The organism is Paraglaciecola mesophila KMM 241 (genome assembly GCF_000315015.1).
GTDB classification, from domain to species: domain Bacteria; phylum Pseudomonadota; class Gammaproteobacteria; order Enterobacterales; family Alteromonadaceae; genus Paraglaciecola; species Paraglaciecola mesophila.
In genome coordinates this window covers 15,322-31,380 of sequence record NZ_BAEP01000049.1, presented here as the reverse complement: position 1 = coordinate 31,380, position 16,059 = coordinate 15,322, and the positions used below count along the sequence as shown (strand labels likewise).

At 45.0% G+C, this 16,059-nt stretch carries 16 protein-coding genes and 1 pseudogene; 7 read left to right on the top strand and 10 right to left on the bottom strand.

From position 1 onward, the window contains the following. The first annotated feature begins 1 nt into the window (after position 1). The 7 genes from GMES_RS11410 to GMES_RS11380 all read left to right on the top strand — a co-directional run bounded on the left by GMES_RS11410 (position 2) and on the right by GMES_RS11380 (position 8,262). Complete coding sequence (locus GMES_RS11410) at positions 2-601, top strand: gluconate 2-dehydrogenase subunit 3 family protein (protein WP_006992844.1); 600 nt, start codon at positions 2-4, stop codon at positions 599-601. Positions 602-670: 69 nt separating this feature from the next. Further along, positions 671-1,435 (top strand): 3-keto-disaccharide hydrolase, encoded by a 765-nt coding sequence (locus tag GMES_RS11405; RefSeq protein ID WP_033187064.1) that lies wholly within the window; start codon positions 671-673, stop codon positions 1,433-1,435. A 308-nt stretch (positions 1,436-1,743) separates the two neighbouring features. Continuing rightward, positions 1,744-3,312, top strand: a complete 1,569-nt coding sequence (locus tag GMES_RS11400; RefSeq protein ID WP_006992842.1) for a sodium/sugar symporter — start codon at positions 1,744-1,746, stop codon at positions 3,310-3,312. A 241-nt stretch (positions 3,313-3,553) separates the two neighbouring features. Beyond that, a complete protein-coding gene (locus GMES_RS11395; protein ID WP_006992840.1) occupies positions 3,554-4,774 on the top strand; it encodes an aldose epimerase family protein in 1,221 nt (406 codons plus the stop codon). Between the two features lie 6 nt (positions 4,775-4,780). Then, positions 4,781-5,788 (top strand): LacI family DNA-binding transcriptional regulator, encoded by a 1,008-nt coding sequence (locus tag GMES_RS11390; RefSeq protein ID WP_006992839.1) that lies wholly within the window; start codon positions 4,781-4,783, stop codon positions 5,786-5,788. Positions 5,789-5,803: 15 nt separating this feature from the next. Continuing rightward, a complete protein-coding gene (locus GMES_RS11385; protein WP_006992838.1) occupies positions 5,804-7,231 on the top strand; it encodes an MFS transporter in 1,428 nt (475 codons plus the stop codon). Positions 7,232-7,245: 14 nt separating this feature from the next. Continuing rightward, positions 7,246-8,262: a LacI family DNA-binding transcriptional regulator gene (locus GMES_RS11380; RefSeq protein ID WP_006992837.1), complete on the top strand. Its 1,017-nt coding sequence runs from the start codon at positions 7,246-7,248 to the stop codon at positions 8,260-8,262. 16 nt (positions 8,263-8,278) lie between these two features. Here GMES_RS11380 and GMES_RS22820 read toward each other — a convergent pair. From GMES_RS22820 to GMES_RS11335, 10 genes and pseudogenes are all read right to left on the bottom strand, one after another. Further along, positions 8,279-8,784: pseudogene (locus tag GMES_RS22820) on the bottom strand (diguanylate cyclase domain-containing protein). A 192-nt stretch (positions 8,785-8,976) separates the two neighbouring features. Continuing rightward, a complete protein-coding gene (locus GMES_RS22020; protein ID WP_052013412.1) occupies positions 8,977-9,825 on the bottom strand; it encodes a GAF domain-containing protein in 849 nt (282 codons plus the stop codon). A 477-nt stretch (positions 9,826-10,302) separates the two neighbouring features. Next, complete coding sequence (locus tag GMES_RS11370; protein WP_006992835.1) at positions 10,303-10,584, bottom strand: carboxymuconolactone decarboxylase family protein; 282 nt, start codon at positions 10,582-10,584, stop codon at positions 10,303-10,305. 320 nt (positions 10,585-10,904) lie between these two features. Further along, positions 10,905-11,804: a F0F1 ATP synthase subunit gamma gene (locus tag GMES_RS11365; RefSeq protein WP_006992834.1), complete on the bottom strand. Its 900-nt coding sequence runs from the start codon at positions 11,802-11,804 to the stop codon at positions 10,905-10,907. Then, a complete protein-coding gene (locus tag GMES_RS11360; protein ID WP_006992833.1) occupies positions 11,797-13,383 on the bottom strand; it encodes an alternate F1F0 ATPase, F1 subunit alpha in 1,587 nt (528 codons plus the stop codon). The genes GMES_RS11365 and GMES_RS11360 overlap by 8 nt, the downstream gene beginning before the upstream one ends. Positions 13,384-13,451: 68 nt before the next feature. Further along, entirely contained in the window at positions 13,452-14,360 is a 909-nt protein-coding gene (gene atpF / locus GMES_RS11355) for a F0F1 ATP synthase subunit B (protein ID WP_006992832.1), read from the bottom strand. A 3-nt stretch (positions 14,361-14,363) separates the two neighbouring features. Further along, on the bottom strand, positions 14,364-14,642 hold the full coding sequence (locus tag GMES_RS11350; RefSeq protein ID WP_006992831.1) for a F0F1 ATP synthase subunit C: 279 nt from the start codon (positions 14,640-14,642) through the stop codon (positions 14,364-14,366). Next, positions 14,642-15,361, bottom strand: a complete 720-nt coding sequence (locus GMES_RS11345) for a F0F1 ATP synthase subunit A (RefSeq protein WP_006992830.1) — start codon at positions 15,359-15,361, stop codon at positions 14,642-14,644. Before GMES_RS11345 ends, GMES_RS11350 begins: the two co-directional genes overlap by 1 nt. Continuing rightward, positions 15,351-15,677 carry an N-ATPase subunit AtpR gene (locus GMES_RS11340; RefSeq protein ID WP_006992829.1) on the bottom strand — a complete coding sequence of 109 codons (327 nt, stop codon included), beginning with the start codon at positions 15,675-15,677 and terminating at the stop codon, positions 15,351-15,353. Before GMES_RS11340 ends, GMES_RS11345 begins: the two co-directional genes overlap by 11 nt. Further along, a complete protein-coding gene (locus GMES_RS11335) occupies positions 15,667-16,059 on the bottom strand; it encodes an AtpZ/AtpI family protein (RefSeq protein WP_006992828.1) in 393 nt (130 codons plus the stop codon). The genes GMES_RS11340 and GMES_RS11335 overlap by 11 nt, the downstream gene beginning before the upstream one ends.

Genomic DNA, 16,059 nt, shown 5'->3' with positions numbered 1-16,059 from the left:
CATGAGTATGAACAGACGCGAACTACTTAAAATGATTGCCGCTGCCACAGGCACGGCATTTGTAAGTGCTAATGCGATGGCTTATGTCACGCTGCCGATGAAAACCGTTCAAGAGACGGCGTTCTCAAAAGACGATATCGCATTTTTCAATGAAGTCGGCGAGGTGATTATTCCTCGTACTGATACCCCTGGGGCAAAAGATGTCAATGTCGGCTTTATGATGGCGGTGATTGTCACCGATTGTTATACCGCTCCTCAGCAAGCTGCGTTTAAAGATGGTATAGCAAAGATAAAGGCGTTGGCCAAATCAACTTATGGTAAAGACTTTCTGTTACTCAGCAACGACGAGCGCACTAGCCTGCTAGCCTCTTTGAATGACGAAGCAGATGTATTTAACACTAAGGCTAAGTTGGCGAGCAAAGGCGTAAAAGACGCAGAGAAACCCTTGCCGCACGGCTTTACACTGATAAAACAGCTGACGTTATTTACCTTTTTCACCTCTAAAGAAGGCGCGACCAAAGTGTTGCGTTATGTGGCTATTCCAGGGCGCTACGATGGTGAATTGCCGTATAAAAAAGGGGATCGCGCGTGGGCTACTTAGTAGGCAACTAATTGAGTGTTAAATGACACAATCACCCATGACAAAACTTTACCCCAAGGGACAAAATTGATGAAGTTAACCAAACGAATAAGCAATCTAACGTTATTACTGGCCGGTGCTATATCGCTGAGCCACGGCGTATACGCCGAGCAGAGCCAAGCAGAGCGTGAAGCGCAAGCGCAAAAAACCGAAGTGTGGGAGCCTGTCCCTAAGACTGTGTCAACCCCCGTGGGTAAAGCACCGTCAGACGCGGTGGTTCTTTTCAATGGCGATGATTTAAGTGCATGGGAAGCGCTTAAAGGCGGCGAAGCATCTTGGAGTATCAGCGGCGATGTGATGACGGTAAAACCGGGTGCTGGGGATATTAAAACCAAACAGAACTTTTGTGATGTGCAATTACATATGGAATGGCGCACGCCTACCCAAGTCGAGGGTATGAAAGGACAGCAGCGTAATAACAGCGGTGTGTTCTTTCAGCAGCGCTATGAAGTGCAAGTGTTAGATTCCTATGAAAACCCTACCTATTCAAATGGGCAGGCAGGCAGTGTTTATAAGCAAACCATCCCCCTTGCTAATGCCATGCGCCCAGCAGGTGAGTGGCAGTACTATGACATCATATATACAGCGCCGCGCTTCAAGGGTAAAAAGCTCACTGCGCCGGCCTACGTTACTGTGATGCACAATGGCGTTTTGTTGCAGAATCACACTGAAATTCAAGGTAAAACAGAATGGATCGGAGCGCCAAGTTATGAAGCCCATGGCTGCGCCCCTTTACAGCTGCAAGATCATGGTAATTTAGTCAGTTTCCGTAATATCTGGGTGCGAGAACTTTAACGCATACGTTAATAATAGTGTTAATTATTAGAGCCGCCTTTCGCGGCTCTTTTTACATCGGTTGTACAACGTATGGCCTACTCATTCGTCATTGTGTGCTGACTGATTATTGTACACTTCTACCAAGCGTTGGAATTTACTCTTGAGGTAAACCGATTTCATGATGTTGGCATTTAACGAAACGTTAGCGTATAGTTTTTCGCTTTAATTGATATAGAGTCAAACCTTATAAATACCGTCAATCTTACTTGCCTTTTTCTGAGTGGTGAGTGGTAGATTTCAACAAATAGCGACAAGGAAAATAACAAATGAACTATTCACTCGACCCAATTGATCTGGGGGTGTTTATTGTTTACGCCGCTGGGTTACTTGCCCTTGCTCTTTGGATATCCCGTGACGAAAAGTCACATGACAGAACCACGCAAGATTATTTTTTGGCGAGTAAATCCTTACCTTGGTGGGCGATTGGAGCGTCATTAATCGCTGCCAATATCTCAGCAGAGCAAATCATTGGTATGTCAGGTTCTGGTTTTGCGTTAGGCCTAGGTATTGCCTCTTATGAGTGGATGGCGGCCATTACGTTGATTTTGGTGGGGAAGTATTTACTGCCCATATTCCTTAAAAATGGCATTTACACCATGCCGCAATATTTAGAGCAACGCTTTGACAGCCGGGTAAAGACCACCTTAGCGCTTTTTTGGTTAGGGGTATTTATTTTCGTTAATTTGACCTCGGTTTTGTGGTTAGGGGGATTAGCAATACAGAGCGTCGCGGGCATTGATTGGATGTATGGCATGATCTTTTTAGCTGTTTTTTCCGTGGCGTATTCCACCTACGGCGGATTAAAGGCAGTGGCGTACACTGATATCATTCAAGTTGTGTTGCTGGTTTTTGGCGGCTTCTTTTTAAGTTACTTAGCGCTGCAACAAATCTCGGGCGGGGCAGGGGTGTTAAAAGGCTTTAACATATTGACTGAAAAAGTCCCGGGCCACTTCGACATGATTTTAAGCCCTGATAATAGCGAATACATGAATCTGCCAGGTATCTCGGTGCTAGTCGGCGGTCTGTGGGTGATGAACGTGGGGTATTGGGGTTTTAACCAATATATTATTCAGCGTGCGTTAGCAGCAAAGAGCATTCAAGAAGCACAAAAAGGTATCGCATTTGCAGCGTACTTGAAGTTATTAATGCCAATCATAGTGGTACTACCTGGTATCGCTGCGGTGATTTTATTTCCAGATATTGAAAAGCCCGACCAAGCCTATCCATCTATGATGTCACTTATGCCAGTGGGCATAAAGGGACTCGTGTTCGCCGCACTTGTGGCCGCTATTGTTTCGTCGTTGGCCTCGATGACCAATAGTATCTCTACCATTTTTACTATGGATATTTACCGTCCTGTGCGCCATGACAAAGATGAAAATCACTATGTGAACATTGGCCGCTTGGCAACCGTTACCTCTTTGGTAGTAGCGGTATGTGTTGCTCAGCCCCTTATCGGGCAGTCAGAGCAGGCGTTTCAGTATATTCAAGAATTTACCGGGTTGTTTTCCCCTGGGATCACAGTGATTTTTCTAATGGGCATGTTTTGGAAGCGTACTACCTCAACAGGCGCTTTGGCTGCTGCTATTGGCTCCGCAGCCTTCTCTGTATTGTTTGCCTTTTTCTTGCCTGAGCTGCCATTTATGGATCGCATCGGCATTGTATTTTTAATGTGCTTAGCTTTAACCTATTTCGTATCATTACGTGAGTCCGCGCCAAAAAATGATAGCAGCGTAGATTTAAGTGATGTGAACTTTGGTACTACGACGGGCTTTAATATCGCCGGCATAGGCTGTGTGTTGATACTCATAGGTTTGTACGTCACCTGGTGGTAATGTCTTTAATCAGGGCTGGTGCTCGGCCCTGACTTTTCTTCACTGTTCTATATATTTCCTGTTTCTTATCCCTTATCTCTTGTCTGTTCGATCTTAGTCAACGTTTTTGCATAGTATCGTCATTAACAATCAATTTTCTTAAATCAGTTTTTGTAGGTGAACCGATTTCATTTTGGCTGGAGTTTATCATCTTTTTATCGTATGTTTGTGGTAGTTCATGCAACTTTGATATGTATTATTGATGAAACACTCCACATTATTGATTCATGCTTATTTTCGGTTTAACCGGCTAGGGATTTTGCTTCGACCATTTTTATTTATTGGCTCGTGTTGTTTGCTCTGCCTACCTGCATTGCTCAATGCACAAGAAGGTGAGTCTAATGTGGTCGTGACTCAGGAAGTTTGGGGCCAATATGAAGGTGAAGAAATAAAACGTTTTACCTTATCTAATCAATATGGCATGCGTGTGAGTGTAACGAACTGGGGAGCCTATGTAACATCCATTGTCGTGCCGGATAAACAAGGGGCATTTGAAGATGTAATGTTGGGTTACGACAGCGCAGATGAGTATGTGCACGACTGTTGTTATAACGGTGCCACAGTCGGTCGCTTTGCCAATCGTATTGCCGGTGGGCACTTTCGAATCGATGGTAAACCAGTACAATTAAGCGTCAAACGTGATGGTGGTAACAAAGGCAATCATGCTCATGGCGGAGAAGTGGGGTTTAATAAGAAGCTGTGGCACGCACGCCAAGTGCGCGGTGGAGTCGAGATGCGCTATTTATCTCTCGACGGAGAAGAAGGGTATCCGGGCAATGCCAATGTAACCGTGTTGTATCGCTTAAATGCTAACAATGAGTTTACCGTTAGTTTTAGTGCTACCAGTGACAAAACAACCCCTGTTAATCTTATCTCTCATATCTATTTCAATTTGAGCGGTAACCAGAAGCGCGACATCGAGCAGCATAAACTGCGTGTTGACGCTAGCGATTTAGTGCAGGTCAAAAAAGGCCTATTGCCAACAGGAAAATTAATGAGAGTAGAGGGAACACCGTTCGATTTAACGATTGCGGCAACGTTACATGAGCGACTCACGAGTGAGCACGAACAATTGAAATTAGCCAATGGGCAAGATAAAACCCATGGTGGCTTCGATCATACTTGGGTGTTCAATCGATATGATGGTAAGTTGCAACATCAAGTTCAACTTTATGAGCCTGACAGCGGGCGAGTGTTAGATATTCTGACCACACAGCCAGGTGTGCACGTGTACACGGGTAACTTCATGAACGGTAGTCCAATCGGTAAGCAGGGAAAAGCAATGACATTTCGCAGTGGCGTCGCATTAGAAACGCAGCACTTTGCCGATTCGGTGAATCAACCTCAATTTCCCTCTACCTTATTAAGGCCCGGTGAAACATTCTCTGAATCAACCGTTTATCGCTTTGGGAGCAGACAGTAAAAAGCAATGGCAACCATTAAAGATGTAGCAAAATTGGCTGGTGTGTCACCAGCGACGGTATCTAGGGTATTGAGTTCCACCGTTGTCGTGAGTCCAAAAACCAAAGCCAGAATTGAAAAAGCAATTGCTGAACTGGATTTTAGGCCCAATGCCCATGCTCGGGCGTTAGTGAGCAAAAGCACGCACACCATAGGTGTGGTTATTTCACAGCTCGCCGATCCTTTCTTTGCGCAAATGGCCAGCAGCATTGAAAATGTTGCTAAAAAGCGCAAGTTTAAAGTATTGGTCAGTACCGGCTCATTAGATGCGCAAAAAGAGTTAACCGCCATAAAAAGTTTGCAAGCCCAGCGCTGTGAAGCCATGGTGGTGAACAGTAAAGCTTTAGCTGATGATGTCCTTATCGATTTGGCTCAGCGCATTCCTGGCTTCGTATTAATCAATAAATTTATTCCCGAGATCAGTGAGCGTTGTGTTTGGTTTGATAATATTGCGGGGGGAAAGGTGATGGCCGATTATATGGCATCCCTTGGTCATACCGCAATTGCAGTGATATCCACCAAAGAGCGAGTCTATGATGCAACTCACAGGCTAAATGGTATTCGTCAATCACTAGATGCTCATCAAATAGCTTTACCAGAGGAATATATTGCTCACGGCTCACCAGATTACGATGGTGGTCGCGCCGCCGTGGAAAGTCTCATTCAGCGCGGGGTGAAATTCAGCGCAGTGCTTTGCTACAATGATGCAATGGCAACTGGCGTGATCTCGGCATTGACGGATTTAGGAAAACGAATACCGGACGATGTATCAATCATCGGCTTTGATGATGTTCTGTTGGCTAAGTATTGTATGCCTAAATTGACTACGGTGAAGTACCCAATTGATATTATGGCGCGTAAGGCCACAGAATTGGCCCTTAGCCTTATAGCTAAAGACCAAACGCTTAACCAGAACGCGAAAGACTACCAATATAGGCCATTTCTGGTGAAGCGTGAGTCAGCTACAAAACGCTAGCGAAGTGGCGAGCACATGCTGACGTTACCCGATCTTTCTCGTCAGCATCTTATCGCTCTAGGCTTTGGTTTCTTAGCACTCTTTTTTGCAAACCAGAGCCTTAGTGCAATGGCCATTCCTTACTTTCAGATGACCCTAGGGATAGACCCATTTTGGTTAAGCCTAGTGATTGCCGCTCCTATTATGTTTGCCGCTTTTATCAGCCAATATGTTGGTCGAGTTTCTGAACGTTTACAGCATAAACATGGTAACCGCGGTGTCACGCTCCACATCTCTGGGGTGACCTCGGGTGTGCTATTTGGCGCGATATGGTGGGTGCCAAATACTTGGTCAAATGCTGACGTATTATGGTATGTGTTAGCGCTCAACTTCTTGTTCTCTATCGCCTTGACGTTTCTTACTATCAACGTTAAGTCGCTGGCATTTGAGCTAAGCCGTGACGAAACTCAGCGCGTTAAGGTCATGGCATTTGGCTCTTTGTTTGAGCGGTTTGGCACCTTCGCTTATTTTTGGTTGTTTCCCTTGGCACAATTGTCCATATGGGGCAGCATATATCTGGGGATCCAGTATGTGGGCTGGTTTATCGGGATCGTGCTGATCGCCTTTTTTTCTATCGTTAGCGCGTGGTGTTGTGCTCCAAAAAAGGTGACATCCCCGTCGATCAATACTGAGCAAAAGAATCCATTTGAGCGCAAAAAAGAAACGCCTGGAAATGCCCCTGTTTATATAAATATCGCCAAACCACCAACAGACGAAAGAACGAAGAGAGCCTTATTTTTGTTGTTAAGTTTGACGCTGATTAAATTTGGTGCAATCAGCATTTTTACCAGTTTTGATTTTTATCTTTTGGTGTATTTTGTAAAGGGCGGTGACGTTGCTGCAGGTGCTTACTGGAAGGGCATTTTATCGTCGACGTTTGCATTGGTAACGTTAGTCATGATCCCGCTATTTTCATACGTTACTATAAAGCTCGGTAAATTAAAGACTTTGAGTATCATCTACTGGTTAACTGCCTTGGGTGCGGTGTTGAAATGGTTTATTTATCAGCCAGGCAATGAGTGGGCTGTGATCATTGATGCATTATTAGGTGCGCCTTCTTGGGTGGCCATTTCCGTTATCATACCCAGTATGTTGGCCGATTTATGTGACTATGAGCGAAAACTATCCGGACAAAATAAGGTAGGGTATTTTGTTTCAGCGCAAAATAGAGTGATTAACATTGGCGTTGTGATGACGATGGTCGGTGCTGGTCTGCTGCTCAACCTAGTGGGTTTTGACGCTAATGCAGGGGAAGATCAAAGCCCAGGTAGTATATTTTTGATGCGTCTGTGCTTAGCGGGAGGCCCGTTAGTACTGTGTTGTATATCCTTAATGATCGTGAAGTGTTATCCCTTATCCGAACAACAAATGGCATTGAGTAAAGATGCTATACATGGAATCTAAAATGAGCTTAAGTCATGCCAACCATTAAAGATATTGCTAAGGCTGCTGGTGTATCACCGGCGAGTGTTTCACGGGTTATTAACGACGGGCCGAAAGTCGGCGCTAAAACACGTGAAAAAATAAAGCGTATTATGCGTGAAATGCAGTACCAGCCAAATGCTAATGCACAAGCAATCAATATGCAAAACAACGCGTCGATAGGGATTGTACTTGCTGACTTAACCGACCCTTTATTCGCCAAAATGGCTCATGGTATTGAAAAAGTCGCCGCGCAAAAGGACTTGCAGATTTTCCTCAACTCAGGGGCGTTTGATCGCGCCAGCGAGCTCGACGCCATTGAAGTTTTGCTGGAGCATCGTTATAAAGCCTTAGTGGTGCACAGCGCCATGATAGACGACGAAACCTTAATTGATTTTGCCCGTAAAGTACCAGGCTTAGTGTTACTTAATCGGCATATTAAAGAGATTGAAAATCGCTGCATCTGGCTAGATGACAAGTTAGGCGGCGCGTTGATGGCAGACCATATTGTAGATAAAGGCCATAAAAAAATTGCGGTCATTGGGGTGGATGGTATTCAAAATAACACCCGACTTCGCATTGAGGGAATGAAAGCCCAGTTAGCCAAATATCCAGTCACCTACGAAATCGAAATGTTAGAGCAAAGCGCGGCTACCTACGAAGGCGGTGAAGTCGCTGTACAAAACTTACTAGCACGAGGGGTGGAGTTTAGCGCTATTTTAGCCTACAACGATGCCATTGCGGTGGGGGCGGTGTCAATGTTGAAGGCTCATGGCATGACAGTGCCCGATGATGTATCAGTGGTTGGCTTTAATAATTTGATCTTGGCCCAATGCATGAAGCCTAAGCTGACGACAATTCATAATCCTATCGAAGCAATGGCTATGAAGGCGACGGAGCTGGCACTTACACTAAGCAAGGGAAATGGTGATAGTGAGCCAGATTACGTCATGGATGAGCACAAATACAGTCCTGTGCTAGTGGAAAGACAATCGGTAACGCGGCTCTCATGAGGTTTGATGGGCGTTTTTAAGGCGCGTTGTTTTCTTCAGTAATTTGGATTGACCCACTAGCGAAGTAATGAACACTGTTGCGCCCCCTTGCTTTTGCTTTATACATAGCTTGGTCGGCGTTTTTAAGCAGGGCATCCATGTCCGCAGCATCACTTGGATAGAACGCAATACCAATACTCGCGGTACAGTAAACGCTCTCATCTTGGATATAATAAGGCTTGGCCAGTGCATCTGATAATTTGCGCCCTAGGGCCTCAATATCTTCAGGGGAGATGGCATCACGCAGGACGATGATAAATTCATCTCCGCCAAGTCTCGCCGCGATATCACTTTTACGAATGCACCCTTTGATGCGTTTTGAACACTCCACCAAGACGATATCACCAGCAGCATGACCTAGTGTGTCATTGACCGCTTTAATTTATCAAGATCTAACATGGCAACAGCAAGTTCTTTTTTCTCTCGATCTGCTTGGGTCATTGCGCTGGCGAGGTGTTCATAAAGTAGGTTGCGATTAGGCAAGTACGTTAAGCTGTCATAGTTGGCTTGCTGCCATATTAATTTATCGGCTTTTTCTCGCTCAATCGCGATGCGAGTGAGATTAACAAACTGTTCTATAAGTTTGAATTCTTCAGTTTTTGGCGAGTATTGCTTTCGAAAATAGATAACGAAGCTGCCCAAAATTTTTCCGTTGTTGCCAATAATAGGTTCAGATCAACAAGAGGCTAACTGGGCTTTTTGGGTTAACTCGGTCCAATCCACCCACCCCGGATGACTAGCAATATCTGGCACAACCACACGCTTTGAAGAGAACGCCGCCTCTGCCCATGCGCCAATACCGTGACCAATGGTTAGGCCGTCTATAGCCTGATTGTAATAATTGGGAAGGCTAGGCGCTGCGCCAACTAATAAACGCCTGCCTTTTTTATCCACCAGTAGCACGCTGCATAACGCATTAGGGATTTCATTTTCGATGCCATTAATAATTGCAGGGAGTATTTTGGATAACTTACTGGAACTGGCGATTAACTCGAGAATGTTATTGTGAATTTGGTTTACCTTGTCTTTGTTTGATAATTGTCGATTTTTATTCTGCATAAAAACTGAAAATATTAACGAAAATAGGTTCGTTACCACAAACGACGCAATAATACGTGGAAAGGTGAAACTGTCGAATTGTTGAAACGTTAAAAAGCACGCTATGGTAATCAATACGAAGTTAAACAGGCTAGCAATCAGGGTCGGTAAGAGGTAAAAGCTGGCAATAATGATAGGGAAAACCCAATAAATTAACCCCGCGCCCTTAACGTGTATGCCTATTAAAATGGTGACTTGAGCAACAAAAGCGAATATTCCACTGAAAAGTTTAATTCTGCTAGTGAACCAAACCCCTAAGAAAATGGCGAAGATCCCACCTACTGCGACTACATCTACCAAACTATTAGCGATATCTCCTGCCAAAATACTCAGCACGAGAAAAGGGGAAAGTACTAATGTGGCTGCGCCTGTGATGGCCAGAAGAATTTTATCTTCTAAGGTACGATGCTGAAATTTAACCGTCATATTAGGTCACCGTAAAATGCATGGTGGCGTTCTCTTAAAGTGCAATAAACCAATGGATAAGATAGCTGAAATTAACCGTTAGTGTTATAAAAAACAATAAGATAAGGTAACAAATTTGTGCTGGATCAGCTGCCAACTTCGGTGTTAACACTGTTTGTATATTTTAGATGAACGAGTTTCGATCTATCTGGAAGTATTCTAACAATGAATCAACTGCTTAAGCTAAATGGTTAAGTTACAAGGCTGTGGCAAAGGGTTGTAACAAAGGGTTGTGACAGAAGTAAATTGCTTCAATGACGAACCCTGAGCCTGTAACAGATTCTGTGTAGCTTCTTTGAACACTTTTCTTGAAACACTAATGCTAGTTTGAATACTTTTGGTGTTATGGCCGCCTGGCTCGGCAAACGTCCGCTTTGCTTAAAAGCCACAGACTGCACTGAAAATGCCGTTTTGTAGGCCGCCCCCCCAGCGTTTTGTTTACAAAGGTAAGTCTTGATTTAGCTCGAATTGCTCTAGGGCTTCTAGTGCTTCGCAACCATAAACCATGGACGGGCCGCCACCCATTAATATTGCCACCCCTATGGTCTCCACAATTTCTTGCCTATTTGCACCGGCTTTAAGTGCGTCATGCACGTGAAAAGCAATACACCCATTGCAGCGCACAGATATCGCAATACTGAGTGCAATAAGCTCTTTAGTTTTATTGTCCAAAGCGCCTTTGGCGACAGCATTTACGTGCAGTTCACCGAAACCCGCCATCGTTTCAGGGATTTCAGAGATTAATTTGGCACTTAGGTCTTGTGGTTTCTGATAGGTGTTGATGTGATCAGTTGCTTGCTTTGATTCGGCCTTCTAATGTGATGAGTTTGATGAGTGAAAATGATCTACACGCCATAAAAGTTATTCACACAAAACGTGATGGTATATCTACTTTTTCATGCAAATAAGTATGCGCCCTTAATCAAATGAGCTATTGATGCAGGTCAAATGAAAGTCGTTTAATTTTTATGCGGCGGCCGGGTGTACGTGCAGGGGTGACAACATATTAGTTGTTCACACTTATCAGACTTGACTACGGATTAATCAGCACTTCCCAACGCTTCGAACCCACTGACCAAGTCTGATAACTCTTCATCAATGGCACCCTGGCGATAGCGATGAAATTGCCTCAATAGTAAGGTTTGCAACTCATCTATATTTTTTTCGGCACGCTGCATAGAAGTGAGTCTGCTGGCATTTTCACTGGCCAATGATTGTGTAGCGGCCCTGAACAAAGACGCAAATAGGTATTCACCAATCAATGCGCTAAAGCTTTTTTTAGGGGCCGTTAATAGCTCTGGAATGCACTTTGTTGGCCAAGCTTGGGCGTTAATTAGCTGCTGCCATTGGTTGTCTAAGGGGAGTATGCGCTGGCAAGTTGGCTCATATTGAGCGTTTAGGGCACTGTGATTGAAAAACAGATAGACCTCTTCTAGCTTATTTGTTTGCTGATGCCTGTGGATTTCTTGCAACAATTCTGTGACCAATGACCTAACCGTACCAATGGTGTTAGGCAAAACAAGGGGTTTTTGCAGCGTATAATGGCTGTCTTCTAGGCAAGTGTATATTCGCTCTCCCACCGCCCATATTAGTTTATCGTTAGCAATAGTCGCGATTTTCTCGCTCATAAATGCCAACAGCACATCATTAAATTGACCTACAAGCCCCTGATCTGAGCCAATGATGATAATCCCAGTCTTGCCACGCTCTTTGCTTAATGGTGTTATTTTCGTGCTCGGCGTTTGAGCGGGCATGTCGATATGATGGAAATACCCTAATAAGCCGAGTTGCACCGTATGATAATAATCATCTAAGGCATGCACAGCGTTCTCGTATTGCGTAATATTGACCGCCGCCATGGCTTTCATGGTGCGAACAACCGATTTTAAATCGTTTGCGCTGTGCAGTTTATGCTGTATGACACTGCTTGAGTCACCCATTGGCTTCTTCAACCATAAACTGAGCTTTGTCACCAGTGCGTAAAGTGCTTTCGGTAAAAGGTTTAAGTGTTTGGGATAACATGTCAAGAATGATGTGTTTATCATGCTCTTCTATGGTTTCAGCCTGTTCTAATTTTCCAATAATTGACTGGGGCAGGCTAGTTAGGCCCTCAATGGCAGCGGATTGAGCGCTATCCATAGCCGCTAAATCGATTGAATCAAACAGGCCATTTGTCAGTGCCAGTAATATCACAATTTGAGCAGCCACCGACTGTGGGCTTGACTCAGCTTGTTTAAGACACGAGCGAATGCGCTGACCGTGTTCGATTAACTGTAAGCTACTGGCATCTAGACGCGCCCCAAAGCGGGCAAAGGTTTCAAGCTCTTCGAACTGTGCGTAAGCTAATTTTAATGCCCCTGATACTTTTCTATATGCCGCTCGTTGTGCTTTTCCGCCCACCCTAGACACAGATTTCCCTACATCGACAGCCGGTAATATGCCGAGCGAAAACAGCGATGGCGATAAATAAATTTGCCCATCGGTGATCGAAATCAGATTGGTCGGTATGTAAGCTGACATATTTTGCTCTTCAGTTTCAATGATGGGCAATGCGGTCATCGACCCACCACCGTGCGCTTCATTCAAATGCGTTGATCGCTCAAGTAAGCGCGAGTGAAGATAGAATATGTCCCCAGGAAAGGCTTCTCTGCCCGGAGGCCTGCGCAGTAACAAGGATAGCTCTCGATAAGAGCGCGCGTGCTGAGTTAAATCATCATAAACAATCAGCACATCTTTGCCTTGCTCCATGAAATACTCACCAATACTGGTTGCTGCATAGGGAGCGATATAATCAAGCCCAGGGGGATCATTGCCCTCGGTGACCATGACCACTGTGTATTCAAAGGCATTGTGGTGCTTTAAGGTGGCAAGTATTTTCGCTACTGACGCTGACTTTTGGCCGATGGCGCAATAGACGCATAGCACGTTTTTGTCTTTTTGATTGAGAATGGCATCTATCGCGATAGATGTTTTACCGGTTTGTCGGTCACCCATAATGAGCTCTCGCTGGCCTTTGCCAATCGGGATGAGCGCGTCTAATACTTTGAGGCCGGTTTGCAGTGGCTCAGTGACTGGGGAGCGCGTCATTATCTCAGGGGCTGGGCGCTCTATTGCCATGCGTTGCTTGCAGGTCAGGTTGCCTTTACCATCAAGCGCACGACCAAGGGGATCAATGACTCGGCCTATTAAATCAGCCCCAACAGGTATGTCTACCACACGTCGTGTGCGCTTAACTTCATCCCCTGCGTTGAGCTGACTGTAATCCCCGAGCATGATGACGCCAATTTCATGTTCATCAATGTTAAATGCAATGCCGTAGATATCCCCAGGAAAGCGCAATAACTCTTCAAAGCCTGCGTTGGGTAAGCCATGCACGATGGCAATGCCGGCAGAAACACTTTTTACCGTCCCTATTTCTTGTAACACAAAGCTGGGCTGTACTCGCTGACGACTTTGCTCAAGGTGTTCAAACAGGTGCTGGTAACTTTGTTTCAGGTTGTTATCAACGCTGGGAGTCATTGCCCTTCCTTCTTGCTACTGTTTTTAGCCGTGCCTTGTTACCGGCGCTTTGGTATGTAAGCTTAAACTTAGGCATGGGGGATTTCAGCCTCAGGGTGGGCGGTATAAGCCTCAGGATTGTCAGTTCCCTCGTTTACATTAGGGCCTAAGGGCTTTTCTTTGACAGGGCTAAACCCTGCCTCAACGTCCTCTTGTAACTCAGCTAAGTAGTTGTCTGCACTCCAAGCGAGTTTCCAACCACCTATCGTAAGCTCGATACCGTTAATTAAGCTAGGTACGATACTTTCTGACAGCTTTATTGAATGGGCGTGATCTGATGGCGCTGTATTGACACCGCTATTTTGTGATGCGTCTTTTGTCAAAGAGGGCAAGCACTGTTGCAAGCAAGCGAGCAATTGTGTTCTTTGCGCCTGTGTAAGTGATTGAGCGCTGCGCACCACAATTTGATTGCCACTATTGGCCAATGCACGGGTAAGCGCAGCATGCTGATCATCATCCACAGTGTTAAGGCGTTGAACGAGTTTATCAATCATCTTTGTTTGTAAGTCGCCATCCGCTAGCTCGGTTAACACTTTGCGACTCAAGGCATACACTTCTTGAATATTCTGTTGCAATACATCTTGCTTAAGCTCGGCCATTTCTAAACGCAGAGCTTCTACCCGTTTCTTCACTATTTGTTCGGCGTTATGTCGTGCGTCATCAAGCAGGTTTTGTGACGCGGTTTGCGCTTCATTTTTAGCCTCACCAACTAGCTGCGTGCGTTCTTGCTTAATTTGCGCGAGTTTACTTTCATACTCAGTGCGTAAGTTTTCAGCTTGTGCTTTGCTGGTATCAGTATCCGCTAAAATACCGGCAATCTTCTTTTCTCTGGCATCTAAACCATCAATGATGGGGTGATACAAGAAGTGTTTTAGCAACCATAGCAACAGTAAAAAATTGATCCCTTGGGCGATGACCGTAAACCAGTCGATTGGCATGTTTTACCCCCCATTCTGGCTAATAAAGTAATTCCAGAAAGGATTACTGAATAACAGGATCATGGAAACTACAAAACAATAAATCGCTGTAGATTCAATCATGGCTAGGCCTACAAACAAAGTGCGGGTGATCGTTGATGAGGCATCAGGTTGTTGCGCTAACGCTTTAAGTGCACTCGCCACCGCTGATCCCTCTGCCAAAGAAGGCCCTAATACGCCAATGCCAATCGTTAGGCCTGCAGTGATGATGGAGCAAATAGCAATCAAAGTTAGGCTATCCATTATTTTTCCTTTGGTTGGTTAGGTTTAGGCGAACGTAAAGTAAGAGACTGCTGTTTAGTTACCACACTTGCGGCCCCTATATACACAGACGCAAGAACGAAAAATATATAGGCTTGTACCATGCCAGTGAGTAACCCCAGCACTGACATGATCACTGGGAATATAAACGGTGAAATAACCAGTAATATGGCCAAGATCATTGCCCCGCTCATCATGTTTCCAAACAAACGTACCGCCAAGGCGAGCGTTCGCGATAACTCCCCTATGACGTTAAAAGGCAGCATAAAAGGAGTAGGTTGTGTATAAGACGATAAGTAACCCTTAATGCCTCTATTTTTAATGCCGTAATAGGGTACGGACACAAATACGCACGCTGCCAGCGCTATGGTGGTGGACAATGACCCAGTGGGTGGCTCGAAGCCAGGAACAATCGTCAGTAAATTACTCATGGCAATAAACAGAAATAACGTTCCTAGAAACCCCATGTAAACTCTAGGCTTTGTTAAGCCTGCGTCCGTTATCTGTTGTTGTATAGTCAGTACCAACATTTCTAAGCCGTTTTGCCAACGAGAGCGATGCAGGCCTTTTTTAAGATTACGCGTAATAAGGTAAGAGGCACTTACCAACACGAACATGACGACCCATGTAAAGACCAGTGTGGCGCTGATTTTAAAAAAACCGTACTGCCAATAAATAATTTCATCAGGGCTAATGTGCATGAGGCAATTCTCGTTTTTCGTCCTGTGAATTTTGAAAGCGTGTTAACCATTTCGTCATCAATAAGCGGCCGAGAACAAACCCAAGTAAGCAGGCGATTAAGCGCCACATGTCATTTTCCGAGACCCAATAGAAAACCGCTAAGGCGGTTGCCATTCGCGCCATAATACCGCCTAAAAACCACGCCGCGGGCAGGGTTGACTGTAGGCCCTTTTGCACGGTGAACCAGAGCGCGTAAAAGAAACCGCACCCTAATAGCAGGCCAATTAACAAAGGTGTCAGTAAATCCGCTAACTGTGGTGTGAAATTAGACATCATGTTGATCATTTTCCTTGTTGTCGTTTTTTTGCACAGCCGCGTCCTCGTGCATGGCCGCGTATTCTTTGCTGGTCCACGCCCACGCCGTGAAACACCCCACAGCCAATCCCGCGAGCAGTAATGCAAGCGTCCATGAGCGGGGATCTGCATATTGCTTATCCAGCCATATGCCTATTCCAACGCCAATCAGAGTTGGAATAGCTATCGACCAGCCTATGGTGCCCATCATCCCTAGACCAAACCAAACGCCTGCATTTTTTTGACGTTTTGCTTTTAGCTTTAACGCGACTTTTGCATCAACCTGTTTGGCTAAATGGAGCCCATCGCTGTTTACGCTGTGCGTATTTTCGTTATCCTGTGGTTTATCGGAATGACCCTTCAT